At 53.0% G+C, this 23,467-nt stretch carries 29 protein-coding genes; 23 read left to right on the top strand and 6 right to left on the bottom strand.

The window, feature by feature from the left end; translation table 11 throughout:
- The first annotated feature begins 99 nt into the window (after positions 1 to 99).
- The 7 genes from HN413_02215 (at position 100) to HN413_02185 (ending at position 6,478) form a co-directional block, all read left to right on the top strand.
- Complete coding sequence (locus HN413_02215; GenBank protein MBT3389204.1) at positions 100 to 1,320, top strand: site-2 protease family protein; 1,221 nt, start codon at positions 100 to 102, stop codon at positions 1,318 to 1,320.
- A gap of 57 nt (positions 1,321 to 1,377) precedes the next feature.
- Entirely contained in the window at positions 1,378 to 2,238 is an 861-nt protein-coding gene (locus HN413_02210; GenBank protein MBT3389203.1) for a hypothetical protein, read from the top strand.
- Positions 2,235 to 3,344 carry a 1-acyl-sn-glycerol-3-phosphate acyltransferase gene (locus HN413_02205; GenBank protein ID MBT3389202.1) on the top strand — a complete coding sequence of 370 codons (1,110 nt, stop codon included), beginning with the start codon at positions 2,235 to 2,237 and terminating at the stop codon, positions 3,342 to 3,344. Before HN413_02210 ends, HN413_02205 begins: the two co-directional genes overlap by 4 nt.
- Before the next feature lie 82 nt (positions 3,345 to 3,426).
- A complete protein-coding gene (locus tag HN413_02200) occupies positions 3,427 to 4,668 on the top strand; it encodes a DUF3179 domain-containing protein (GenBank protein MBT3389201.1) in 1,242 nt (413 codons plus the stop codon).
- 198 nt (positions 4,669 to 4,866) lie between these two features.
- On the top strand, positions 4,867 to 5,493 hold the full coding sequence (locus tag HN413_02195) for a sigma-70 family RNA polymerase sigma factor (protein ID MBT3389200.1): 627 nt from the start codon (positions 4,867 to 4,869) through the stop codon (positions 5,491 to 5,493).
- Between the two features lie 41 nt (positions 5,494 to 5,534).
- Positions 5,535 to 5,768, top strand: coding sequence for a hypothetical protein (locus HN413_02190; protein ID MBT3389199.1), 234 nt, complete (start codon positions 5,535 to 5,537; stop codon positions 5,766 to 5,768).
- The gene (locus HN413_02185) at positions 5,765 to 6,478 is read left to right on the top strand and encodes an NAD(P)H-hydrate epimerase (GenBank protein ID MBT3389198.1); all 714 of its coding nucleotides are present in this window, start codon (positions 5,765 to 5,767) and stop codon (positions 6,476 to 6,478) included. Before HN413_02190 ends, HN413_02185 begins: the two co-directional genes overlap by 4 nt.
- Before the next feature lie 24 nt (positions 6,479 to 6,502).
- On the opposite strand, the gene HN413_02180 is transcribed toward HN413_02185, so the two are convergent.
- The 5 genes from HN413_02180 to HN413_02160 form a co-directional block, all read right to left on the bottom strand.
- The gene (locus HN413_02180) at positions 6,503 to 6,826 is read right to left on the bottom strand and encodes a zinc ribbon domain-containing protein (GenBank protein MBT3389197.1); all 324 of its coding nucleotides are present in this window, start codon (positions 6,824 to 6,826) and stop codon (positions 6,503 to 6,505) included.
- Positions 6,827 to 6,937: 111 nt separating this feature from the next.
- Complete coding sequence (locus tag HN413_02175) at positions 6,938 to 7,714, bottom strand: alpha/beta hydrolase (protein MBT3389196.1); 777 nt, start codon at positions 7,712 to 7,714, stop codon at positions 6,938 to 6,940.
- A gap of 10 nt (positions 7,715 to 7,724) precedes the next feature.
- Positions 7,725 to 8,420, bottom strand: a complete 696-nt coding sequence (locus HN413_02170; protein ID MBT3389195.1) for a methyltransferase domain-containing protein — start codon at positions 8,418 to 8,420, stop codon at positions 7,725 to 7,727.
- 11 nt (positions 8,421 to 8,431) lie between these two features.
- Entirely contained in the window at positions 8,432 to 9,640 is a 1,209-nt protein-coding gene (locus HN413_02165) for a hypothetical protein (GenBank protein MBT3389194.1), read from the bottom strand.
- On the bottom strand, positions 9,637 to 10,728 hold the full coding sequence (locus HN413_02160; protein MBT3389193.1) for an NADH:flavin oxidoreductase: 1,092 nt from the start codon (positions 10,726 to 10,728) through the stop codon (positions 9,637 to 9,639). Before HN413_02160 ends, HN413_02165 begins: the two co-directional genes overlap by 4 nt.
- A gap of 211 nt (positions 10,729 to 10,939) precedes the next feature.
- Between HN413_02160 and HN413_02155 the strand changes: the two genes are divergently transcribed.
- Positions 10,940 to 12,076, top strand: a complete 1,137-nt coding sequence (locus HN413_02155) for a vitamin K epoxide reductase (GenBank protein ID MBT3389192.1) — start codon at positions 10,940 to 10,942, stop codon at positions 12,074 to 12,076.
- A 108-nt stretch (positions 12,077 to 12,184) separates the two neighbouring features.
- Here the strand turns inward: HN413_02155 and HN413_02150 are convergent, their stop codons facing one another.
- Positions 12,185 to 12,568, bottom strand: coding sequence for a dinitrogenase iron-molybdenum cofactor biosynthesis protein (locus HN413_02150; GenBank protein MBT3389191.1), 384 nt, complete (start codon positions 12,566 to 12,568; stop codon positions 12,185 to 12,187).
- A 154-nt stretch (positions 12,569 to 12,722) separates the two neighbouring features.
- Between HN413_02150 and HN413_02145 the strand changes: the two genes are divergently transcribed.
- From HN413_02145 to HN413_02075, 15 genes are all read left to right on the top strand, one after another.
- Complete coding sequence (locus tag HN413_02145; GenBank protein MBT3389190.1) at positions 12,723 to 13,484, top strand: helix-turn-helix domain-containing protein; 762 nt, start codon at positions 12,723 to 12,725, stop codon at positions 13,482 to 13,484.
- 39 nt (positions 13,485 to 13,523) lie between these two features.
- Complete coding sequence (locus tag HN413_02140) at positions 13,524 to 13,760, top strand: sulfurtransferase TusA family protein (GenBank protein MBT3389189.1); 237 nt, start codon at positions 13,524 to 13,526, stop codon at positions 13,758 to 13,760.
- A 49-nt stretch (positions 13,761 to 13,809) separates the two neighbouring features.
- Positions 13,810 to 14,301 (top strand): peroxiredoxin family protein, encoded by a 492-nt coding sequence (locus tag HN413_02135; protein ID MBT3389188.1) that lies wholly within the window; start codon positions 13,810 to 13,812, stop codon positions 14,299 to 14,301.
- Positions 14,302 to 14,315: 14 nt separating this feature from the next.
- Positions 14,316 to 14,687 (top strand): sulfur reduction protein DsrE, encoded by a 372-nt coding sequence (locus HN413_02130; GenBank protein ID MBT3389187.1) that lies wholly within the window; start codon positions 14,316 to 14,318, stop codon positions 14,685 to 14,687.
- Between the two features lie 103 nt (positions 14,688 to 14,790).
- Positions 14,791 to 15,237, top strand: coding sequence for a glycine cleavage system protein H (locus tag HN413_02125; protein MBT3389186.1), 447 nt, complete (start codon positions 14,791 to 14,793; stop codon positions 15,235 to 15,237).
- 22 nt (positions 15,238 to 15,259) lie between these two features.
- Complete coding sequence (locus HN413_02120; GenBank protein MBT3389185.1) at positions 15,260 to 16,372, top strand: hydrogenase small subunit; 1,113 nt, start codon at positions 15,260 to 15,262, stop codon at positions 16,370 to 16,372.
- 18 nt (positions 16,373 to 16,390) lie between these two features.
- Positions 16,391 to 17,068, top strand: a complete 678-nt coding sequence (locus tag HN413_02115) for a hypothetical protein (protein MBT3389184.1) — start codon at positions 16,391 to 16,393, stop codon at positions 17,066 to 17,068.
- Between the two features lie 11 nt (positions 17,069 to 17,079).
- Positions 17,080 to 18,339, top strand: coding sequence for a (Fe-S)-binding protein (locus tag HN413_02110; protein MBT3389183.1), 1,260 nt, complete (start codon positions 17,080 to 17,082; stop codon positions 18,337 to 18,339).
- Positions 18,340 to 18,350: 11 nt separating this feature from the next.
- A complete protein-coding gene (locus tag HN413_02105; GenBank protein ID MBT3389182.1) occupies positions 18,351 to 18,674 on the top strand; it encodes a hypothetical protein in 324 nt (107 codons plus the stop codon).
- A gap of 9 nt (positions 18,675 to 18,683) precedes the next feature.
- The gene (locus HN413_02100) at positions 18,684 to 20,423 is read left to right on the top strand and encodes a nickel-dependent hydrogenase large subunit (protein MBT3389181.1); all 1,740 of its coding nucleotides are present in this window, start codon (positions 18,684 to 18,686) and stop codon (positions 20,421 to 20,423) included.
- Between the two features lie 118 nt (positions 20,424 to 20,541).
- Positions 20,542 to 21,024, top strand: coding sequence for a HyaD/HybD family hydrogenase maturation endopeptidase (locus HN413_02095; GenBank protein ID MBT3389180.1), 483 nt, complete (start codon positions 20,542 to 20,544; stop codon positions 21,022 to 21,024).
- A 41-nt stretch (positions 21,025 to 21,065) separates the two neighbouring features.
- Positions 21,066 to 22,109, top strand: a complete 1,044-nt coding sequence (locus HN413_02090; protein ID MBT3389179.1) for a lipoate--protein ligase family protein — start codon at positions 21,066 to 21,068, stop codon at positions 22,107 to 22,109.
- A gap of 141 nt (positions 22,110 to 22,250) precedes the next feature.
- Positions 22,251 to 22,619 carry a hydrogenase maturation nickel metallochaperone HypA gene (gene hypA, locus HN413_02085; GenBank protein ID MBT3389178.1) on the top strand — a complete coding sequence of 123 codons (369 nt, stop codon included), beginning with the start codon at positions 22,251 to 22,253 and terminating at the stop codon, positions 22,617 to 22,619.
- Complete coding sequence (hypB, locus tag HN413_02080) at positions 22,619 to 23,293, top strand: hydrogenase nickel incorporation protein HypB (protein MBT3389177.1); 675 nt, start codon at positions 22,619 to 22,621, stop codon at positions 23,291 to 23,293. The genes hypA and hypB overlap by 1 nt, the downstream gene beginning before the upstream one ends.
- On the top strand, positions 23,290 to 23,467 hold a 178-nt coding region (locus tag HN413_02075), incomplete at its 3' end, for a hypothetical protein (protein ID MBT3389176.1). The genes hypB and HN413_02075, both read left to right, overlap by 4 nt.

Raw genomic sequence — 23,467 nt, 5'->3', positions numbered from 1 at the left:
GTGGTTGAGTCCCGGTGGGCTCCCCGGTCTTCAAAATCGGTGGCGGGTCGCGTTGCGGGCCGCGGTGGGTTCGACTCCCATCCATTCCCGCCTATCCTTATGAATTCTCTAAACGAAACAGAATCCCCAACACACGAAGTGCTTTTCATCCGTCTGGTGGAGCGCGTCCTGCGCATTGACGACACCACCTGGGGCAGTTCCAAGCAAGGGTATCTGGCGCGATTTCGCGGCCAGTTGCTGATCGATTCCGTAGACGCTTTCGAACAGCTTGCCCAAGCCTTGAAGCCCAAAAATATCACGCCCATCTTTCGCGATGAGGATGATAAACATGTGATCTACCTCATGGATGGGGTTGCCAACGCCAAAAAATCCAATCCGTGGGTCAACCTGGGGCTATTCTTGCTGACTGTGGTGAGTGTTCTCATTGCCGGAACGCTTTATGGGTATGAGGGGCCAGTTTCAGATGATCCCCTCATCCTGATGAAGCACATTTTTAGCAATCTGTTGAGCGGCGTTCCATTTGCCGCCAGTATGCTGGGCATCTTGCTGGCGCACGAATTCGGTCACTATCTGGCCGCACGCTATCACAAAACGAATGTCACTTTGCCCTATTTTATTCCCTTCCCGCTGAGTCTCTTCGGCACCATGGGAGCTTTCATCCAACTGAAAGAACCGCCCCGGAACAAGCGTATTTTGCTCGATATTGGCATCGCCGGGCCATTAGCCGGACTTGTCGTAGCCGTACCGATCCTCATGTATGGCCTGTTCACATCTGAAGTACATCCCTTGCCCGCCCAGTTCCCTGAAGGAATGCTGTTGGAAGGCAATTCGCTTCTTTACCTTTTGGCAAAATTCGCAGCTACCGGTTTATGGCTGCCAGAACCGGCCAGTTTTGGGGCGTTGCACCCCATCATCTATTGGATTCGCTACTTCTTCACCGGCTACCCATCCCCACTTGGCGGCACCGACATCCTGCTCAATGATTATGCCTGGGCTGGTTGGGCAGGTTTGCTGGTGACAGCGTTGAATTTAATCCCCGCCGGACAGTTAGACGGCGGCCATCTCATTTATGTGCTATTTGGCAAACGCGCCACTCGCCTGCTGCCATATATTCTCGGCACGCTGCTGCTCCTGGGGCTAATCTGGCAAGGGTGGTGGCTTTGGGCGGTACTGATCTTTATTCTTGGCCGCGTCCATGCCGAACCCTTGGACCAAATCACCCCGCTTGACCCGCGTCGCAAATCTTTGGCCGTGCTTGGATTAATTATTTTTGTGCTCGTATTCGCGCCGATTCCGCTCATGACGGGTTTCGGTGGATAAGCATTCTGGGCAAAGATCTGCCGAAGCGGCTGAACGAAAACCCAACCCCGCGCACCTATGACAACCCTCTGCCTTTATCACAACGATGCCGATGGCCGCGCTTCAGCCGCCATTGTGCGTAAAGCCCTTGGCCCCAATATTATTCTCTGCGAGATGAAATACGGCGACTCGCTGCCGCTGGAAGAAATACTGGTTGCCAAACATATTGTGATCGTCGATTTTTCGCTGCCGCGCGAAGATATGGAGCGATTGGCAAATTACCATCAAATCTGCTGGATCGATCACCACAAAACCGCCATACAGGAGTTGGCCGACATCAGCGCCGAATGGCCGGGGACACGCAATACCGATGATGCCGCCTGCGTGCTAACCTGGAAATACTACTTCCCCGACCAAGCGATTCCCCAGGCAATTCTGCTCATCGGAGACCGCGACATTTGGCGTTGGGCGCACCCCGATACAGGTCCTTTCAACGAAGGGCTTTTCCAACTCAACACCAATCCTCATAATGACCGCCTGTGGAATATGCTGCTTACGGACGACTCGGCGCTAGTCGAAGAGATCACACAGCATGGCAGTATCCTGCGCGAGGCGCGCCTGCGCGGGATACAGGGTTCCACATCGCGTTATGGCTTCCCGGTCACTTTCGAGGGCTGCCGCACGCTGGCGATCAACCAACGCGGTTCTGGCGATCTTGGGGAACATATTCGCAACCACGGCTACGAAATCGCCTATTGCTATATCGACAGTTTTCTGGATGGCGAATTATTCACCTTCGTTTCGCTTTACTCCAAAGAAGTCGATGTCGCTGACATCGCGCAACGCTTTGGCGGCGGGGGCCATGCCGGAGCGGCGGGCTTCCACTTCAGACGCGGCAACAGCCCCTTTCCGCCTGACGCAAAAATTGCCTATACATGAGACAAAACGCCACCTTTGGGCTGAAGTATCCCCGCAACCAGATTATGCGAGGGATTTTGCGAGTTTTGGGGCGAGTAATCTTCTCCATTTTCTTCCGCATTGAAATTTCTGGCAAAGAGAACTTCCCAAAATCAGGGCCGGTGATTCTGGTGGGCAATCATAACGCCGCCATTGAAGGCGCGCTGATGGTTCTTTACACCCCCTGGCAGGTGGAAATGCTCGGCGCGGGGGATATTCCTCAAGAAACCATCACCGAAATTCTCGAAGCGCTCTATTTGTATATCCCAATCCGCCGCGGGCATATAGACCGTAACGCGCTGCAAAAAGCATTGGATGTGCTGCGCCAGGGCGGGATGCTCGGAATCTTCCCCGAAGGTGGGGTGTGGAATCCGGGGAAGATGCGCCCCCAAACCGGCGTATCCTGGCTTAGCTATCGCTCACAAGCGCCCATCCTCCCAATAGCGTTTAGCGGAACGATGGGCGCGCTCGATGCAGCGCTAAAATTCAGACGCCCCAGGCTAACCATCCACATTGGCGAAACCATCCCGGCGGCGAAATTACCCAACGATCAGCCGCGCAAAGCTTATTTTGAGCAATATGCTGAGGATGTGCTCTCACAAGTGCGGGCGCTGCTCCCTGACGATGATCCCGCCCGCAGTACAAAAATTTGCGATGAACACTTTTCGCTAGAACTTACCACCGATGGAACAGAAATACCGGCACAGCTTCAGATTTCACAAGGTGAGGCACTTGCTAAACTTCTTCATCGTCCATTGATCCTCACGATCTTCAGTTTTAACCTGGGCTTGCCCACCGGGGCGCTGGAGCAACTTGACCAGCAACCCACCGCGAGCGAGATCCGCCGCGCCGTGGCGCATATCCTGGCCGCGCTCGAAGGCGAATATCCCTATCTGCTAACGTATCGTTTCGGCCCCAAAAAATCCGAAGCCATGCTGACCGGGCTGAAAGAGTTGCTAAGTCTGGCGCAATGGGCGGAGGACAATGCGCTCGAACTACGGATGACACCCATCTGGCGTTATACAGATGCAACCACGGGGGAAGAAATTACGCACAGCCATCAAACACAACTCGCTGGCTGGATGTAAGAAAAACACGCGTAAGTAAGAGCTTTGTTACCAAAACCGTCCATTGGATATAGGTTTATTCGTATCCCCAATGGAGGTTAATATGTCCCGCATCTTAATAGTATTTTCTTTGCTTCTCGTAGGTGCTGCGCTGGCCGCATGCAGCCCGGCCCTGGCTCAGGCCGAAATTCCTCAAGATTCAATAGAAGCGATATCCCCAACGGCTACCCCCTTGAGCGACTCAGCTCAGAATACACAGGCGTGTGACGATCCTTTCGATGGAGCAACGCCTGCGTTCAACACATCCCATTGGAGTACCGATTTTTGTCAGCATAGCATTGACTACAACGAAATTTTTTCCGGTGGGCCGCCTCCTGATGGCATTCCGCCGATTGACGCGCCGCGCTTCGAGGAAATTGCTTCCGCCGATAGCTGGCTCGAAAACCGCGAGCCGGTGATTGCCCTCATACTGAATGGAGAGGCGCGGGCCTATCCGCTACAGATTATGACCTGGCATGAAATCGTCAACGACGAAATCGCCGGATTGCCGGTAACGGTTACATTTTGCCCCTTATGCAATACCGCGTTAGTTTTTGAGCGTCCGGAAATTGATGGCGAAATCCTTACCTTTGGAACTTCAGGGAACCTGCGCAACAGCGATCTGGTGATGTACGACCGTCAAACCCAAAGCTGGTGGCAGCAATTTAGTGGCGAAGCGATTGTCGGGGAACTCACCGGCAGCCGACTGACTCCAATTCCCGCAACCATCATCGCCTGGGAAGATTTCAAGGCTGCATATCCGCAGGGACAGATACTCTCGCAGGATACCGGCTTCAGCCGATCTTATGGGCAAAACCCCTATGTGGGGTACGACAATGTTTCAGCATATCCTTTCCTGTTCACTGGTGAAGTTGATGACCAGCTACGCCCCATGGAACGCGTTGTGGGTATCTGGCTGGAAAGCGGTGAAGCTGTAGCGTATCCCTATTTGCGCATCCGCGAAGAACTCGTTATCAACGATAAGCTGGGCGAACTCCCCCTGGTCGTGTTCTGGAAAGCGGGCACCGCCTCAGCGCTCGATACAGCCACCATCGCCGAAGGCAACGACATCGGCTCTACGGGTGTATTCAATGCCGAACTGGAAGGCGAATTACTCGCCTTCAGCGCCAATGCAGACGGCACTTTCACAGACGGCAACACCAACTCCACCTGGGATATTTTCGGGCAGGCCATCGACGGGCCTCACTCCGGGAAAAGCCTTCAAGCTATCAGCCATCATGATACATTCTGGTTTGCATGGGCGGCCTTTGTGCCCGGCGAAACCTTGCGCTCGCTTGAGAATTAAAAATAGCTCTTTGGAAACTGCCGTGAGAAACTGTAGTAGTCAATAGCAACCTGAATAAAAAATCACGCTGATTTGATACGGAAGCCAGAAACACGGAGAAATAGACTGCGTTTCTGGCTTCCTAATAAGTAATAGTGTCATGCTATAATTCCAGGCGTCGGGTTCCTTCCGAAGAATCACCAGGAGATAAACAACCCTATGCCTGAACGAACCAACGCCGAATGGCTCGCCGATTTACGCGGGCCAGAAAACCAGCAAGCCATCGCCGATCTGCGCGTCCTGCTTATACGCGGGCTTTCGTACTCGCTCTCTACGCGGCTGCGCGGCGATATTGATACCCTGGTTGAAGATTTTGCTCAAGAAGCCTTGCTCAAAATTCTCAATAATTTAGATACATTCCGCGGCGAAAGCAAACTGACCACCTGGGCGCAGAAAATCGCTGTGCGAGTGGCTTATTCAGAGTTGCGCCGCAAACGCTGGCAAGATATTTCCATACAAGATTTATACCCCGAAGACAGCGGTATCGATTTCACCCCAGCCGCGCTCACCGACCCCAAAGCCAACCCCGAAATGAGCGTAACCCAGCACAATATTCTCGAAATGGTTTTGCGCCTCATCCAGGAAAAGCTCACCGACAAACAGCGTCAGGCAATGATGGTCGTCATGTCGGGTGGGATGCCGCTCGAAGAAGCCGCCCGGCAAATGGGCACGAACCGCAACGCGCTGTACAAACTCATTCATGATGCCCGTAAACGGCTAAAAGCAGAAATCGAAGCCGAGGGCCTCAGCACCGATGATTTATTAGCTGCTTTTGGTAGCATGTAAGAACCCGCCGACCTGTTACGTCGGAACAACGGAGAGCAAGTATGGAACTAAAACTCGATGTACTCAAAATGATGGTTCGCTCCATCGCTACGACCGCCCCGCATGAAATCGGCTGCGATGAGTGTTTCAGCGAAATCGATACATTTGTCGAACTCGAATTACAAGGCAAAAACGCCGCGGAAGCGCTGCCGCTGGTGCAGGCCCACCTTGGCCGGTGCATGAATTGCCGTGAAGAATACGAAGCGCTGCTTGACGCCATCAAAGCCTGCCAATGACCTCGATCCCAGCCATCACCACCCAGCAAATGATTGAGGTAGATCGCCTGATGATTGAAGAATATGGCATCGAACTCAAGCAGATGATGGAAAACGCCGGACGGAATCTGGCCGCTCTGGCGCGGACGCGTTTTCTGGGGGGAGATCCGCGCGGGACCTCGGTGGTGGTGCTGGCGGGCAGCGGCGGTAATGGCGGAGGCGGACTGGCCGCCGCGCGCCGTTTGCACAATTGGGGCGCGCATATAACCGTACATTTATCGCGCCCCGCGGCGGAATACCACGGCGTACCCGCCAAGCAACTTGCCATTCTGCAAAAAATAGGTGTCGGAATTATAGAACCTGCGGAGGATACCCCACTCCCCGCGGCAGATTTGATTATTGATGCGCTGATTGGCTACAGCCTCAACGGAGCGCCGCGCGGCGCAGCCGCACGCTTGATCGAACAGGCTAACGCCCAGAGCGCGCCCATCCTTTGCCTGGATACCCCCTCGGGCCTGGACTCGACCTCCGGAGAGTTGTATCCACCCTATATCAAAGCCGCTGCCACGCTGACTTTGGCGCTTCCCAAAATCGGCCTGCTCGCGCCACAGGCGCGTTCTGCCGTCGGGAAAATCTATCTTGCCGATATTAGCGTGCCGCCACAACTTTACTCACATCTTGGATTGGAAGTGGGCGCGATTTTTGCCCAGGCAGAAATTCTCCTCCTATAGCAAAAAGACCCGATCGGGTCTTTTTTATTTCTCGCTCGTTTTGGTCTCGCTGCTTTTCTCGGAAACTGTTTCTTTTTTGGTGTTTTCGCTGTCTCCGCTGTTACCGCTGCTTTCGGAACTATTGCCATCGCCTTCTGATTTAGATTTGGCGTTGGTCATCCCCGAAGCCGAGCGGTTATCGGTGGCGTAAAAACCAGAGCCTTTAAAGACAATGCCCACTGGTAAATAAACTTTACGCAGCGCTTCTTCTTCGCATTCCGGGCATATTTTCAGGGGGTCGTCGGAAAATTTTTGGCGACGATCAAATTGAACGCCGCAATTCTCACAACGATAGGTATAAGTTGGCATAACAAACGCACCTCAATAGATTTACTTCAAAGCAGGGCGATTATAGCGCGCCTGAGGGGCGTTGGCAAGATGGCATCCGGGAACTCTTATACATTATTTACACGCCGCCGATTACGCCAAAAACGACAAAACCGCCTGATTAAACACTTCGGGATGTTCAACCGGAGTGGCGTGACGCGAATCTTCGATCACCAGTAATTGCGAGTGCGGCATCAGGGGAATATAAGCTGTTTTATCATCCACAAACGAGTAATCCTGATCGGCGGCGATCACCAACACGGGCATCGTCAACGCGGATAATTTCTTTACAACGCTCCAGCCAACAATAGCGCGCATCGAGGCCAAATAGGCTTTGGGATCATTTTCAGCCCATCGCTGCACGAAAACTTGGCGCAGTTCTTCTTGCTCGGGTTTGATGAAAAGGCGTTCGCTCAACACCTGGCCCATTTTGCGCATTCCAACCAGGCGCACGATCATCTCGCGTTGCCAAATCGTCAGGTGATCTTTGAAAGTACGCACGGGCAATTCGGGGTTACAGTTGACGACAATCAGCGATTTGACCATTTCGGGATGATCGACAGCCAGTTGATAGGCAATCATCCCGCCCATTGAAATACCCATCACATGCGCGGGCGCTATATCCAGCGCCTGCATCAGTGGAACAATATCATCCGAAAATATTGGTACGCTGTACGGTCCCGGCGGTTTGTCAGATTGACCATGTCCGCGCACATCGCAAGTGATGACCTGATAATGCTCGGCAAAGACTGGCACTTGATACTCCCAATCGCGCGAACTTGACCCCAATCCGTGGATTAACAGCAGCGGCTCCCCTGTGCCGGTAATCTCGTAGAATATTTCAATATCGTTCAAAGTAATTTTTGGCATGAAAATAGCCTCACTTTCTGTGACAATGCGCCAAAATAATATCCACCGGCAGTCCAAACATGGACATCTCGGTCAGGCTCTCAATCTGGAAGCCTGCTGCCTCGAGCGCGTTCGCCACATATATGGGGCGGCAATCAGCATATTGCGTAAATTGCTCGTGCGCCCACTCATAAAGCCGGATCATCCAATTGGTCTGCGTTTTTTTCGCCATCGCCACAACACTGATGCGCCCATCCGGACGCAGCACACGCTGGCACTCGTGCAATACCAACGGAATTTCGGGCGTATCAAATAATTCGAGGGTGAAGCTCATATAGATTGCCGTGAAGTGATTATCTGCAAAGGGTAGCGTTACGGCATCCCCGAGCTTCAATTCCGTGCGGTTAGCCAACCCGACTTTTTTGAGTTTGGCCTGCGCTACGCCCAGCATCCCCGCGGAAAGATCGATACCAAAAACCTTACCAGATACGCCCACAACATGTGCCAATGGGACAAGGCATGCTCCAGTGCCAAAGCCAATTTCCAGCACCGTTTCACCTTCAACAACAGCTAATTTTTGCAAGCCCAGCTCTTTGTATTTACGCTCCGACAATCCTGCCAGCACATCGTACCAACGACTCAATTTATCGTAACTGGCTTTGGCAACTTCTTTCGAGCGCAGTACCCGGCTCACAGGGATTTTGGGCTGTGCATCTTTTTCCTGCATTTCTGGATTCCTCATAATTTTTTCAGAATACGATCCTTCAAAGCCTGATATTGGGCTACGTCCACCAGGCCGCCCCCTTGCGCCATCTGCGCGCTGCCCCCGCCGCGCCCGCCGACGGGCTGCAATAATTCCTTGAGCAAATCCCCGGCCCTGATTGTTTTTACATCATCCGCACAGGCCACCAGCAGGGCAAATTTTTCACTCTGCCATGTCGCTAAAATCGAAACAACGCCCGCCTCGGTGCGCAATGCTTTTGTCATAATTTGCAACTCGCTGGTTGGACGCTCGTCGAAGGTGGCAACCACCCAGCGAATGCCATCACGCAATTGCGCGCCCCGCAGCAATCGTTCGGCCTCCATCGAAAGCATCTCGTCTTTGAGGTCAACAAGTTCTTTTTGGGTTGATTTTAAAGTATCAGATTGACGTGCAAAAAACTCCGGAAGTTCCGCATAGTGGGTGCTGGATTGCTCGGCCAAACTATCGACCACGCCCTGCACTTCCTGAAAATACGACAGAGCTTGAATTCCGGCTACAAAATGCACTCGGTTTTTCTGATTTTGGCGCTCAGTTTTGACGATTTTGAGCATCCCGATCATGCCGATGGATGGGCAATGTGTCGCGCCGCAGGCGGAATAATCGAAAGCGTCGATTTCGACCACGCGGACTTCGCCATCGACTTTGGGCGGGCGGCGGAAGGGCACGCTCTGGCGCTGATCTTGTTCTACGAAGTAGGTTTTCACCCCGAGGTTGGTGAATATTTTTTCGTGGGCCAGATTCTCGACGGAAATAATTTGCTCGAGGGTGAGGGGTCTATCGGGTAAGTCAATCGTCGAGGGTGTATCGCCGTGGATACTCGATGAAAGCGTCTCCAGGCCATAAAGTTGATAAAAGCAGGCCGAAAGCAGATGCTGGGCGGTGTGATGCTGCATGTGTCGCTGGCGGCGCTCTGGATTGATCTCGGCGTGGATGCTCCCTGGAGCAAGTTCGCGCTCCACGACATGCACCACCTGCGAGGTAGCCCCGTCGCGCCACACATCGAGTACGCGCGCTTCTCCCAGTAAACCTGTGTCATGTGCCTGCCCCCCACCCGTCGGGTAGAAATACGTCTGATCCAGAATGACTCCCCAGCGATCTGCCCCCAGGTCGCGCGTCTCAACGATTTGGGCGTCAAATTCCAGTTTCAGCGGATCATCAAAGTAGGCGTATTGTGGGCGGCTCATGAGCTGATTTTCTCCAATGGACATTTACAAGCGATGCCATCGCCAGTGTTTTTCGGCCAACAATTATTTGCGGAAATGCACGCGGATTGCTCAATTGTGCCTATGCGCAGCTTATTAGGAAATTCAGGGTCGTTAATCAATGGTCGACAAATGGAAATAAAATCAATCATGCCGCTGTGCAGGGTTTGCTGCATCACGCCGAGTGAGCGAAAACCGCCCACAAGGATCAGCGGCAGGTTGGTAAGCGGGCGTGCGGCGCGGGCAAAAGGTAAAAAATAGGCTTCATCAGCGGGCTTGCGAATGCCCTTGCTGCGAGGCAATTTCTTGCCGCCCAAACCGCTGCTGATCTCGATACCGTCGATGCCCATTTCGGCCAACTGCGCGACAACCTGCGCGCCTTCGGCAAGCGCAAGACCGCCCTCGATGCCGTCCATCATGCCCAACTTGATCAACACAGGGTATTCAGGCCCTACCTGTGCCCGAATAGCAAAGGTTACGGCGCTCAGAAAACACAAGCGATTCTGAAAGCTGCCGCCCCATTTATCGCTGCGCTGATTGATATATGACGATAAAAACTGGCTGACCAGATAGCCATGCGCGCCATGAATTTGCACACCATCGAACCCGGCCTGCTGGGCACGCCGGGCAGCCTGAGCAAAGGCATCGACCAGCGTCTCAATTTCAATGGCCGTCATGGCGCGCGCGGGGGTTTCAATATAAGGTGGGGATACGTCGGATGGGGCAATTTTCTCGCTCAGTTCGGGCGCGTTGCTGTGCATCCCGGCGTGATTGATCTGCGCAACAATCTTCCCATCGGCAGAATGAACAGCATCGGTGAGTGACTTCAGATCGGGGATCAGTTCATCGGCATAAATGCCGGTCATTTCGGCATGCGCTCTGCCGGTGGGATGCACATATAAATGCCCCGAGATGATCAGGCCCACCCCGCCGCGCGCAAGGCGTTCCAGTAATCCGACAAGCTGAGGCAAAGGTTTCCCCTGCGCATCAGCCATGCGTTCAGCGGTCGCTGAACGCACCAGGCGATTTTTTAATTCCAGTTTACCGATGGTAGCAGGTGTAAAGAGCATGAATCTCCTAACCGATGATGGATTGACATTGTTATAATTTTAACCCATTTTGGGCAAGTGTCTCATTTCCAGCTAATCTGCAGCATAGGCATAAACATGATAGAATCGCTGCGAATTTTAAAATTAAGGTTTTTTAGCACATCGTTCGAAAATAACGAAAACCCAGCAAAGAATTTCAACGCAGGCTAACGCGAATATTCAGGAGTCAATCATGCGACGAATACTTCAAGGATTATTGATTATACTGGCGCTTTTCAGCGTCGGATTTTTGGCAACCCAACCAGCCGCGGCACAGGAAGATGGGGTTGTCCACGCGGTTTTATTCTATTCTCCCACCTGCCCACACTGCCACGAAGTTATTAATAACGTGCTGCCCCCGCTTTTGCAGGAGTATGGCGACGCTCTTCAGATCATCGGAATCAATACGACAACGATTGAAGGACAAGAGCTTTATCAGGCGGCTATTGACAACTTCCAGATCAGCGAAGAACGTCAGGGCGTCCCGACGCTGATAGTCGGCGAAACCATATTGGTCGGTTCAGGCGAAATCCCCGAACAGTTTCCCGGTATCATCGAGCAGGGATTAGCTGAAGGCGGCATCGCCTGGCCTGCAATCCCCGGCCTGGAAGACAGCATCGCCCGCGGCGCAGCACAGGCCACGGCACAGACATCACAGGCAGGCAACACATCTGCGGCAACTAGCAGCAGCGCTCCTGAACAGAATCAGACCTCAGGCTGGGTAGAGAAGTTCCAGCGTGACGTGGTAGGCAATTCCGCCGCGGTGCTGGTTCTTCTGGCGATGATCGTCAGTGTTATCTTGGTTTGGATCCGCATCAGCCGCCCGCTCGAGGCGATTCCGGCCTGGATACAGTGGGCAGTTCCTGCGCTCTCGGTGGTGGGTCTGTTGGTGGCGGGATATATGACCTACGCGGAGGTTTCCCACGCCGAGGTGGTCTGCGGTCCCGTAGGCGATTGCAATACCGTGCAACAAAGCCCTTATGCCATGTTATACGGCGTACTTCCGGTTGGCGTCCTCGGTCTGATCGGCTATGCCGCTATCCTCAGCGCCTGGGCATTGCAGTATTATGGCCCCCAAGCCTGGCGTACTGTTGCCAGCTATGCAGTCTGGGGTTTCGCGCTCTTTGGCACGGTCTTCTCCATTTACCTGACGTTTTTAGAACCCTTTGTCATCGGCGCAACTTGCATATGGTGTCTATCCTCCGCCATCATTATGATGCTGATGCTGTGGGCTTCTGGCGAACCGTTGCGACTCCTGATGGATAACGAAATCGATTTGGACGATTTTGAAGAAGATGCCGCCGAAGTTCAGGACCCAATTATCGAATAATAATTTTTCAAACCAGCATAAGGGCTTACAAAAGCCCCGGCGTTTAATTGCAAACGGCCCAGAATACTCCTGCTGGGCCGTTTGCGCGCAAAGGAGAAGAGAATACTACTAATGATGATGGCCGTTCGCGCCATGCTCAACACTGTCGCTACAGGGCTCGGCAGTGGGGAAATTTCCTTGTAGATATTTTTCCAGGCTTTGGGCTACAGTGCCCAGTGCACCGGTGGCTACAGTTATTCCATATTGCTCAAAAAAACTGATTGCTCGCTTTCCCATTCCCCCGCTCACCAGTGAATTAACACCAAGTTCCGCGACAAAAGCCGGTACATCGCCCGGATTGTGTTTTTGAGCAAAGGGGTTTTCAACGGTCTCAACGCGCGCAATTTTATTTTCCTCAATATCGACCAAAACAAAATAAGGGCTGCGGCCAAAATGCTGGCAGACCATACTCTCCAAGCCATTATTCTCTTCTGAGGTTATCGCAATTCGCATACGGTTATCTCCTTGTATCAAACTTTAGGCAATTGTAAACAACTCACTAATAGATGTCAAATGATCTTTGTCACCATACCATTAACTTGACAGTGCTATTTATATGTGATATTTATATAGCAACGTATAGCAATATATTGCAAACAAAGGCATCATGAGCGAATTTCTGACCACAAAACAAGTTCAAGAACTTCTCCAGGTTGACCGAACCACCATTTATCGCATGATTAATGATGGACGGCTGATCGGCGTCAAAGTGGGACAACAATGGCGTTTCGCTCGCTCGGAAATTCAAGCGATCCTGGAGGGTGGGCTGCCACCGGAAAAAGAGAGCCAACCCGGTGTCACGCCCGAAATTCTACCCACCCACTGTGTTCAGGTTATCCAGGATGTATTCGCCGAAGTTGCAGAAGTCGGCGCAATCACTACGCATCTCAATGGGGAACCCATCACTCAACCCAGCAATTGCAATCCATTCTGCCAGCTTATCCGAGCCACGCACAGCGGAAATCTGGCCTGCAAGGCATCCTGGCAAAAATTGGCTGCCACGCCTGAGATCAATGCGGATGAATTTTTCACCTGCCATGCCGGGCTACAGTACTCACGCGCAGGGATTCGAGTTAGCGACTATATATCTTCAATTTTGGTTGCAGGGCAATATTACACACAAGCACCCAATCCAGACGAAGAAACGCAACGTATTCATGAACTGGCTATCCGGCATGGCATTGCACCGGATGCGCTGCTTGAAGCCAGCGCTGCGCTCCCGGTACTCGATCCCCGCTTGCAACAAAAAATAGGACGCTGGCTGCGACGCGTTGCCCAAACTTTTGGCGATATTGGGCGCGAGCGCGCCGAATTGATGGGGCGTTTACAGAAAATTGCCGAAATGAGTAAGTTTGATTTGATGGCCTAGAAGTATCAATAATTTTCACTACCTTTTAAGGAGGTTCGTATGTCTTTCAATTTTGACCAAGAGTTAGATTGTAGCGGTTTGTCGTGCCCTATGCCAATTTTGAAAACCAAAAAAGCGGTTGATAGCCTGGAGATTGGGCAGGTGCTAAAAATGATCGCCACCGATGCCGGTTCATTGCCCGATGTAAATGCCTGGACAGCCAAGACCGGCCACGAACTGCTCGGCCACGAAGAGGCCAGCGGAACATTCACCTTTTATATCAAGAAGACCAAATAGGTTGGGAGGAATCAGAAAACAAGCTACCAGCTTCTAAAAGAGGATCATTATGTCTGAAAACCGAGCGAAACGATTAGCGATCATAGCCGGACACGGCACTCTCGATGCCGCTTATCCGCCTCTGATCCTGGCGACATCTGCCGTAGCGATGGATATGGAAGCCGCGATTTTCTTCACCTTTTATGGCCTGGAAATTATAAAAAAAGGCAATGCCGACAAACTCCAGGTTTCGCCCATAGCAAATCCCGCTATGCCGCAACCTGTCCCCGGAATTTCTGTGCCCAATATTCTTGGCATGTTGCCGGGAATGACCGCTGTGGCAACCGGGATGATGAACGGCTGGATGAAAAAAGCCAATGTTGCCAAACTGAGCGAACTGCTTGAAATGGCAATCGAATTTGACGTCAAATTAATTGCCTGCCAGATGACCCTGGATGTGATGGGCGTCAAAAAAGAAGAGTTGATTGATGGCGTTGAAGTTGGCGGCGCCGCAACCTTTTTGGAATTCGCCAGCCAGGAAGCCATTGCACTGACTTTTTAAACAGGAGACTTTTTATGGACGATGAAAAAGTAATGCTCATTATGACCAGCGGTCCCGATACGCCCCGACGCTGCGCAACGCCATTTTTCTTCGCCACGCTCGGTGCGGCGATGGAATATGATGTCACCATGTTTTTTACTATCGATGGGACGTTGCTGCTCAAGAAGGGCATCGCTGAGACAGTCTACCCCAAAGAGGGTGGCAAACCCGTTAGCGAGTTCATTCAAGATGCGCTGGATGCAGGCGTGAAATTTGTAGCCTGTACCGCATCCACCGAGTTGCACGATATTGACCCCGCCACAGATTTGATCGATGACGTAAAAATGGTCGGCGGCGCCTGGATGTGGCAAGAAGCCGAAGACTGCCAAACAGTATTAACCTTTTAACTCACCCAAAGACACAAAGAGCACGAAGTACTGTATATCATTTTCTGGTTTTCTTCGTATTCTCTGTGCCTCCGTGGTGAACATATTTTTACCAGAGGAAATTATGGCAATACTCAATGGATGTGACCTACCGGAAGACCTGTATTATCTGATCGAAAAACACGTTTGGGCCAAACCGATGGACGATGGCACTGTGCGCGTTGGTATGACCGCCGTAGCCGGAAATTTGGCAGGCGGCAATCTGGCGGGCGTAACCGTCAAGCGCAAGAGAATGGGGAAAGAAATACCTCAGGGCAAAAGCATGGCCACCATCGAAAGCAGCAAATTCGTCGGCCCCGTCCCTGCACCCGTTACTGGCGTTCTGTTGCGCGGCAACGACAAATTATCATCCGACCCCAATTTGGCGGTATCCGACCCCTACGGTGAAGGCTGGATCGCAGAATTGCAGCCCGCCGATTGGGATGGCGAAAAGGGTAGTCTGGCCACCGGAGCCGATGGTCTTGCAGCATATCAGGCAAAACTTGACGCCGACGGCGTATCCTGTAAATAACGAGTTGAAATAGGAGAATGCTATGAGTGAGGAAACCATCTATCAACGTCTGGAGAAGAACGGCGTCTCTCGGCGAGATTTCTTGAAGCTCTGTGGAACGCTGGTCGGCGCGATGGGCCTGGCGGCTCCACCGCTGGAAGGCAGTGGCCTGCCCGGTCATCTACGCGCCGAGGATAAAACTATCCGCAAAGTAGCACGGGCGCTGGAATCCAAAGCCCGCATCCCCGTGATCTGGCTAGAGTTTCAGGATTGCGCCGGGTGCAGCGAAGCCCTGACCCGCAGCCAATCCCCCACCTTGATTGATCTGGTGTTGAATACCATTTCGGTGGAATATCACGAAACGCTCACCGCAGCAGCGGGCCATCAGACCGAAGAGAATAAACAGTCGATCATGAAGCAGTATGCCGGGCAGTATGTGCTGGTAGTTGAAGGCAGCATTCCGATGGCATTGGGCGGCGCCTATTGCACCATTGGCGGACGCTCGGCGATTGATATTCTCGAAGAAGCTGCCGCAGGGGCAGCCGCTATCATCTCCACCGGTAACTGTGCGGCCTTTGGCGGTCTGCCGAAAGCCAACCCCAACCCCACGGATGCCAAAGGCGTATGGGAATTGATTACCGACAAGCCGGTCGTCAACATTCCTGGCTGCCCGGCCATCCCCGAGGTTTTCACCGGCACGCTGGCGCATTTCGTCATCTTTGGCGGACTGCCCGAACTGGATGATCTCAACCGCCCGGTCACCTTCTATGGCAAGACCATCCACGACCGCTGCTTGCGCCGTCCGTTTTATGAGGCGGGCAAATTTGCCAACACTTTTGACGACGAGGGCGCAAAACAGGGTTGGTGTCTATATAAATTGGGTTGCAAAGGCCCCACCACCCACAATGCTTGCGCCACAATTAAATGGGATGCCGGTCTGTCTTTCCCCGTCCAATCCGGCCACCCCTGTCTGGGCTGCTCCGAACCCGATTTCTGGGATGGCGGCGGCTTCTATCAGGGCCAATCGGCCCCGCTCAACCGTCCGGCGGCAACTGCCGTGGGTGCGGCTATCGGTGCGGGTGCAGTCGTCGGTGCGGCTATGGCTGCCAACAACAGCGCCCAGAAAAAACGCGCCGCACAAGCCAGCGAAGAGTAACGCGAGAGGAGAATTCTTGTGAACTGGACTACTTTCTTACAATTCACCCGCGGGCCGCTGTTTCAGGTATCGCTGCTGATTTTCGTCGGCGGCATGGCTTATCGCCTGGTGCGGGTCGTGCTCCTGGGCTGGAAGGGCGACAAAGCCCCCGCCAAAGGCAGTAAACTCGCCGGGGTCGCGAAAACCTACCTCAAGGGATTCCTGATCTTCCCCTTCATCCCCTGGGTCAAACGCACCTTCAACCGCAATCCCATCATGTATTTGGCAGGCGGCCTTTTCCATCTGGGCCTATTTGCCGCCATCCTTCTAGGCACGCCACACATGCTGGTCTGGAAGAGCCTACTCGGCTTTGGCTGGCCTACCTTGCCGCTGCCCATTGTCGATTGGCTGGCTGCCGCATCCATCGCTGCCATGATCGCCCTGCTCTTTTACCGGCGCACCAACTCGCTACTCAAGTTGCTCAGCGGCCCGGCAGAAACGCTCAACTGGCTGCTGGTCTTCCTGCCGATGGTGACGGGCTACATCATGACACACCACCTGTTCTTCCAATATGAGGTGCTCTTCAGCCTGCATATGCTCTCGGTTGATGTGTTGTTGATTTGGATTCCGCTCAGCCGCATTTCGCACTTCATGTTCTATTTCTTCTCCCGAACGATTCATGGTGTAGAGTTCGGCAAACGAGGGGTAACCCCGTAAGGAGGCCGGCTATGCAAACACAAAAAGCAATCAATACTTTTGTAAAAGAGACCGGCGGCTGGGTGGCATCCCAACTGGAAGCCTGCACCCGCTGTGGGATGTGCGCCGAAGCCTGCCATTTTTATCAGGCCACTGGCGTTCCCGAATATGCCCCCGTTTGGAAAGTTGAACTACTGCGCCGCGCTTACGAACAGCGCTTCACCGTCAGCGGGAAGGTCAAATTGGCAATCGGGATTGATTCCGAAATCAGTGATGAAGACCTGCTCAACTGGAGTTCTTACGTCTACCATGCCTGCACGGTCTGCAATAAGTGCTCGATGGTCTGCCCGATGGGGATTGACCTGGGAACATTGATTCACGATGTGCGCTCTGGCCTGGCCGAAGCTGGCGTTGTGCCTGCCGATTTGGCTGCCGCCGTGCAGAAACAACTCGATGAGGGCAGCCCACTCGGCATGACGGATGAAGTCTACGCCGACCGCCTGGAATGGGTGACGGATGACTGGGAAGTGGATATTCCCATCGATAAAGAGGGCGCCGAAACGTTGGTGGTGCTCTCCTCCATCGAAGTTATGAAATTCCCCCAGAATATTGCTGCCGTCGCCGAAGTGTTGAACGCCGCCGGTGAAAACTGGACTCTGAGCACAAAAGCCCGCGAAGTCGTCAACTTTGGCTTCTACGAAGGCAGCCACAGCCACACCACGCTCTTCCTGAAACGCATTCTCGATCAGGCAATGGCGATGGGTGTCAAACGACTGGTGGTGACCGAATGCGGCCATGCCTACGATGCCTTGCGCTGGACAGCCTACAACCTGATGGAAATTCCGGATAGCCTGGAGATTACGCACATCACCGGTTTGTTGGGCGAATACGTCAGTTCCGGGCGCATCAAACTCAACCCCGGCGCGTTCAACGAGGGCAAGATCACCTTCCATGATGCCTGCAAGATTCAGCGCAAGGGCGGCCACATCAACGAGCCGCGTCAGATTCTCAATATTCTGTCACCGAATGCCTTCGTCGAAATGACCCCCAACCGCGAAGAAGCCATTTGCTGCGGCGGCGGTGGTGGCGTAATTGCCATCAAAGATGCCGATCCTGTCCGCTACGCGGCGTTTGAACTCAAAATTGACCAAGTCAATAAAACTGGCGCTGATACCGTGGTCATGTCCTGCTCGAACTGTCGCCTGCAATTTACCGACGGCAAAGAGCATTTCAATCTGGATTGGAAAATCAACGGCCTGACACAAATGGTCGCGGATGCACTCGCAGATTAGGAGAGAGTACCATGATGATTTCCTTTACGCTTACCCCCGTGGAAAAAGGTGTCTTGCGCTGCCGCCATACCGGAGCATTCACCCCGGAAGATGTGCGCGCCCTGGCCGATTTCTTTTATGACTACAACGGGAAGCTGCTCGTAGACCTTACAGGGACTTCGGGCGAAGAATGCGCCAAACATATGCAACTTTTTCGCCCCATGATGCCAACAACCGCAATTTTCGGCGCAAAAATTGACCCGGCTATCCTTGAGATTTCGGAAAGTTACTATACCCGAGAAGTAAAATACTTTGAATCAGAGGAGGAAGCCTTAGCCTGGCTTCGTGAACAGTAGGAGATAATTATGGCCCAAAGAATAGTAGTAGACCCGATTACCCGTATTGAAGGCCACCTGCGCATTGAAGCCGAACTGGATGCCAGCAATAATATTGCTCAGGCCTATTCGTCCGGCACGATGGTGCGCGGCATCGAGCTTATTCTGCAAGGACGTGATCCGCGCGATGCCTGGGCCTACACCCAACGCGCTTGCGGTGTGTGTACCACGGTGCACTCGTTCGCCTCTATCCGTTCAGTGGAAGATGCCCTCGACATCAAAATTCCCAAAGCAGCCAATTTGATCCGCAATTTAATGATTGCCCAACAGTATGTGCATGACCATGTGATGCACTTCTATCACCTGCACGCCCTCGACTGGGTGGATGTCGTTTCAGCATTGAGCGCCGATCCAGCCGAGACCTCCAAGATTCAGCAATCTATTTCTACGTGGCGCAATTCATCACCGGGATATTTTGCCGATGTGCAGCGCAAGGTGCAAGCAATTGTCGATAGCGGGCAACTCTCGCTCTTCGCCAATGCCTATTGGGGACACCCGGCCTACAAGCTGCCCCCCGAGGTCAATTTGCTGGCAACCGCCCACTATCTGGAAGCCCTTGATTGGCAGTCGCACGTTACCAAGATTCACACCATCTTCGGCGGCAAGAATCCGCACCCCAACTTCGTGGTTGGCGGCGTTCCCATGCCGATTGATCCCAACAGCGACACGGCTCTCAACGCCGAGCGGCTTTCCATCATCAAGGATTCGATTGCCCGGATGATCGAATTTGTCGATCAGGTCTACATCCCCGACCTGCTGGCGATTGCGCCCTACTACCTGGATTATGCCTCTCTCGGTGAGGGGCTGGGCAATTTCTTAACCTGGGGTGAATTCCCCGGAACCGACAACAGCGACACGTCTCAATTTTTGGTACCGCGCGCCGTCATCATGGGCCGCGACCTGGGCAATATCATCGAGCCGGACCCCAACGATTTCAATCTGATGAAAGAATTTATCGCCCACTCATGGTACGACTACACCAAGGGCGACGGCGTTGGCCTGCACCCCTGGGAAGGTGAGACCAAATTTAACTTCACCGGCCCTCAGCCACCTTATCAGCACTTGGAAGTCGAACAAAAGTACTCCTGGCTCAAAGCCCCGCGCTGGAATGAAGCTCCGATGGAAGTCGGCCCCCTGGCGCGCGTCCTGGCAATGTATGCCAATGGACACCAGCAAACACAAGACCTGACCAATTATGTACTCGAACAATTGGGCGCACCACTCGAGGCGGTTTTCTCAACTCTTGGGCGCACAGCCGCCCGCGGCATTGAAACCAAAGTCTTCGCCGACGCTATGCTGGGATATTTCAACGAGCTAATTGAAACCATCAAAGCGGGCGATACCGACACCTTTGCGGGTGACAAATGGGAACCGACAACATGGCCGAAACAGTCTAAAGGCTTCGGCTACATGGAAGCCCCGCGCGGCGCTCTCGGCCACTGGATAGTGATCAACGACCAGAAGATCGAGAACTATCAAATGGTCGTCCCCACAACCTGGAACGCCTCACCGCGCGATCACAACGGGCTGCCCGGTGCCTACGAAGCTTCGCTAGTTGGCACACCGCTGGCGAAACCCGAATGGCCGCTGGAAATCTTGCGCACAATCCACTCGTTTGATCCCTGCATGGCCTGCGCCATCCACATGGTCGACGCCAAAGGTAACGATCTCGGCGAAGTGGCAACCGGTCTAAATGTATGTGTAAGCTAGCAGGGCCACTTTTTTCACCACGAAGGCACGAAGACACAAAAAAACTCTGTACTTGCTTAGTGACTTTGTGCCATTGTGGTGGATTTTTGCAAAACCAACATCACATCCCATTATTGTTATGACAAAACGAAAAATTATCCTCGGCATTGGCAACACACTGAATACTGATGAGGGCCTGGGGGTTCATGCCCTCGACGAGTTACGCGCCCGTCTCGATAAACAGGATCAACTTGAAATTCTGGATGGCGGCACCCTAGGGTTGAATCTGCTCTCCATCGTGGAAGAAGCCAGCCATCTGGTCGTGCTGGATGCCGTCAACACAGGCAAGACTCCCGGAACGGTGGTCGAACTCAAAAAGGAAGACATTCCCCTCTTCCGCGGCATCAAAATGTCTGACCACCAGATCACTTTTCAGGAAGTCCTCGGGCTGGCAAAAATTCGCGACAAATTCCCTCAAAATTTACATCTGATCGGCGCTCAACCGGCAGACCTTTCAATTGGCGTGGGCCTTAGCCCAACCATCGAAGCAGTAATGCCGGAAATTATTGAACGCACGATTTCCATCCTAAAGACATGGCGTATTATTCCAGTTGAAAGTTGAAGGTTGCAGATTCAAATTTCAATCCAAACATCGGAGCTATCATGGATTACTATTTTCTCGATCTTGTTTCCTGGCAGCACAGCCAGGTGCTTTACCATGCCGCAGCTTATTTAGGACGCGAAGCCTTGTTTATCCTGCGCCCAAATTCACCGTATGTATGCATCGGTTTTCATCAGGATGCCGAGCAAGAAATTGACCTGAAATTCACCCATGCCAACAATATCCCCGTTTTTCGGCGAGAAGTCGGCGGCGGCGCGGTGTATCTTGATGGCGAACAACTTTTTTATCAACTGGTGATTCGCAATGAGCATCCCGAAATACCCGTGGATAAAGGGGAATTTTATCGTAAATTCTTACAACCCGTAGTAGATGTCTACCGCTCTTTCGGTGTAGATGCGGCCTACAAGCCGGTCAACGACATCATCGCCAATGGCCGCAAAGTTTCGGGCAATGGCGCGGCTGAAATTGAGGGCATGACGATTTTGGTGGGAAATTTCATCATGAATTTCAATTACGAAATGATGAGCAAGTGTCTGCGCGTGCCTGATGAAAAATTCCGCGATAAAGTATTCAAAACGCTCAGCGAAAATTTGAGTACGATTCGACGAGAAACCGGCTCCATCCCGCCCGCGGAGGCTTTGGCTGCCGCACTGGCCGAGGCTTACCAGCCCCTTCTGGGCGAATTGCAGCCCAAAAAACTAGATACTGAATTGCTCGCCAAAGCTGACGAGCTGCTTACCGAAATGCACACTGACGAATGGCTCTACGCCAACGACCGCCGTCGCCCGGATGCCAAGCAAGTCAAAATCCGCGAGGGCGTGTATGTGCTCCAGAAAGTCGTCAAACTGCCCGGCGGCTTGGTGCGCGCCAACGCCGTCGTCAAGGATAGCATCCTGCACGACGTGCATCTCTCCGGCGACTTCTTCTTCTATCCCGCAAATGCTTTGCAAGAACTCGAACAAGCGCTCGAAGGCACCTCGGCGAAACCCGAAGATTTAACTCACTTTATCGAAAATTATTACGAGCAGCGCGCCCTGGTCACACCCGGCATTGTGCCACAACAATTGGCAGACGTATTCGGTTAGCAGAAACCCATAAACATCAACTCAAAGGCGTAGAGATAAAATTATTTTGCTGCCCTTCTCTGCGTCTTTGCGTTAAATGCTCACCTTTTGCAGGAAGTTGCTCACTTTATTCCCCGTTCGGCCTGTGGTATCCTAAACTCCATGCATGAGTTACCCATTACAGAGAGCATCGTTGAAATTGCTGTGCGCTATGGTGAAGAAGCGAAAGCCAAGCGTATTACCGACTTGTATTTAATTATTGGACAACTTGCCACCGTCGTCGATGAGTCAGTACAATTTTATTGGGACATCATCAGCAAGGATACTCTTTGCGAGGGCGCGCGTCTGCACTTTGAGCGCATCCCGGCTCAATTACTCTGCATGGATTGCAATATCACCTACAGTATCGAAAGTGGCGGCATGACCGCCTGCCCACAATGTGACGGCATCCGCGTCCAAGTTACCCAGGGCGAGGAGTTCCGCCTGGATAGTATCAATATCGAAACCGAAGATGATCTCAGAAAAACATGATGACACAATCCCCCTCCACCACCCGCAATATCCCCGTCGTAGAAAAAATTCTCAACGCCAACGAACAACTCGCCAGCGAGAACCGCCAGCGCCTCGACCAGGCGGGTGTATTTGGCATCAATATTATGGCCTCCCCCGGGGCCGGAAAAACATCCGTCATCGAGAAAACCCTGGCCGGGCTAGGTGGGCGCTTCAAAGTCGCTGCGATTGATGGCGATGTGGCTACCTCGATTGATGCCGACCGGGCCGCCGCTGCCGGGGCAACGGCTGTGCAAATCAACACCGGTGGCGAGTGCCATCTCGATGCCGTTATGCTGCGCGGCGCGCTCCAGCAGCTCAACCTGCCACAATTCGAGCTGCTAATGGTCGAGAACGTGGGCAACCTGATTTGCCCGGCCAATTTCCAGCTTGGCACGCACAAAAATATCCTCATCGCCTCCGTGCCGGAGGGTGACGATAAGCCCTACAAATACCCCGGCATGTATCGCGGCGTGGACGCCCTGATTATTAACAAGATCGATCTGCTACCCTATATTCCCTTCAAGATGGATTACTTCCGCAAAGGCGTGCAACTGCTCAACCCTGATCTGGTCACTTTCCCCGTTTCGTGCATGACCGGCGAGGGCTTCGTTGATTGGATTACGTGGTTGGTCGCGCACCTCCAAAAGGCATGACAACGCTTTCAGGTTCGCGCATCCGGATTACCGGCATCGTTCAGGGGGTTGGATTTCGGCCATTTGTCTATAACTTGGCTATGCGCATGAATCTGAGGGGCTGGGTACGAAATACATCGGCGGGGGTGGATATTCAGGTCGATGGGGATGCAGCCGCCCTGAGCGAGTTCGCCC

Source organism: Chloroflexota bacterium (assembly GCA_018648225.1).
Classification (GTDB): domain Bacteria; phylum Chloroflexota; class Anaerolineae; order Anaerolineales; family UBA11858; genus NIOZ-UU35.
This window is presented reverse-complemented; position numbering and strand designations above follow the sequence as displayed.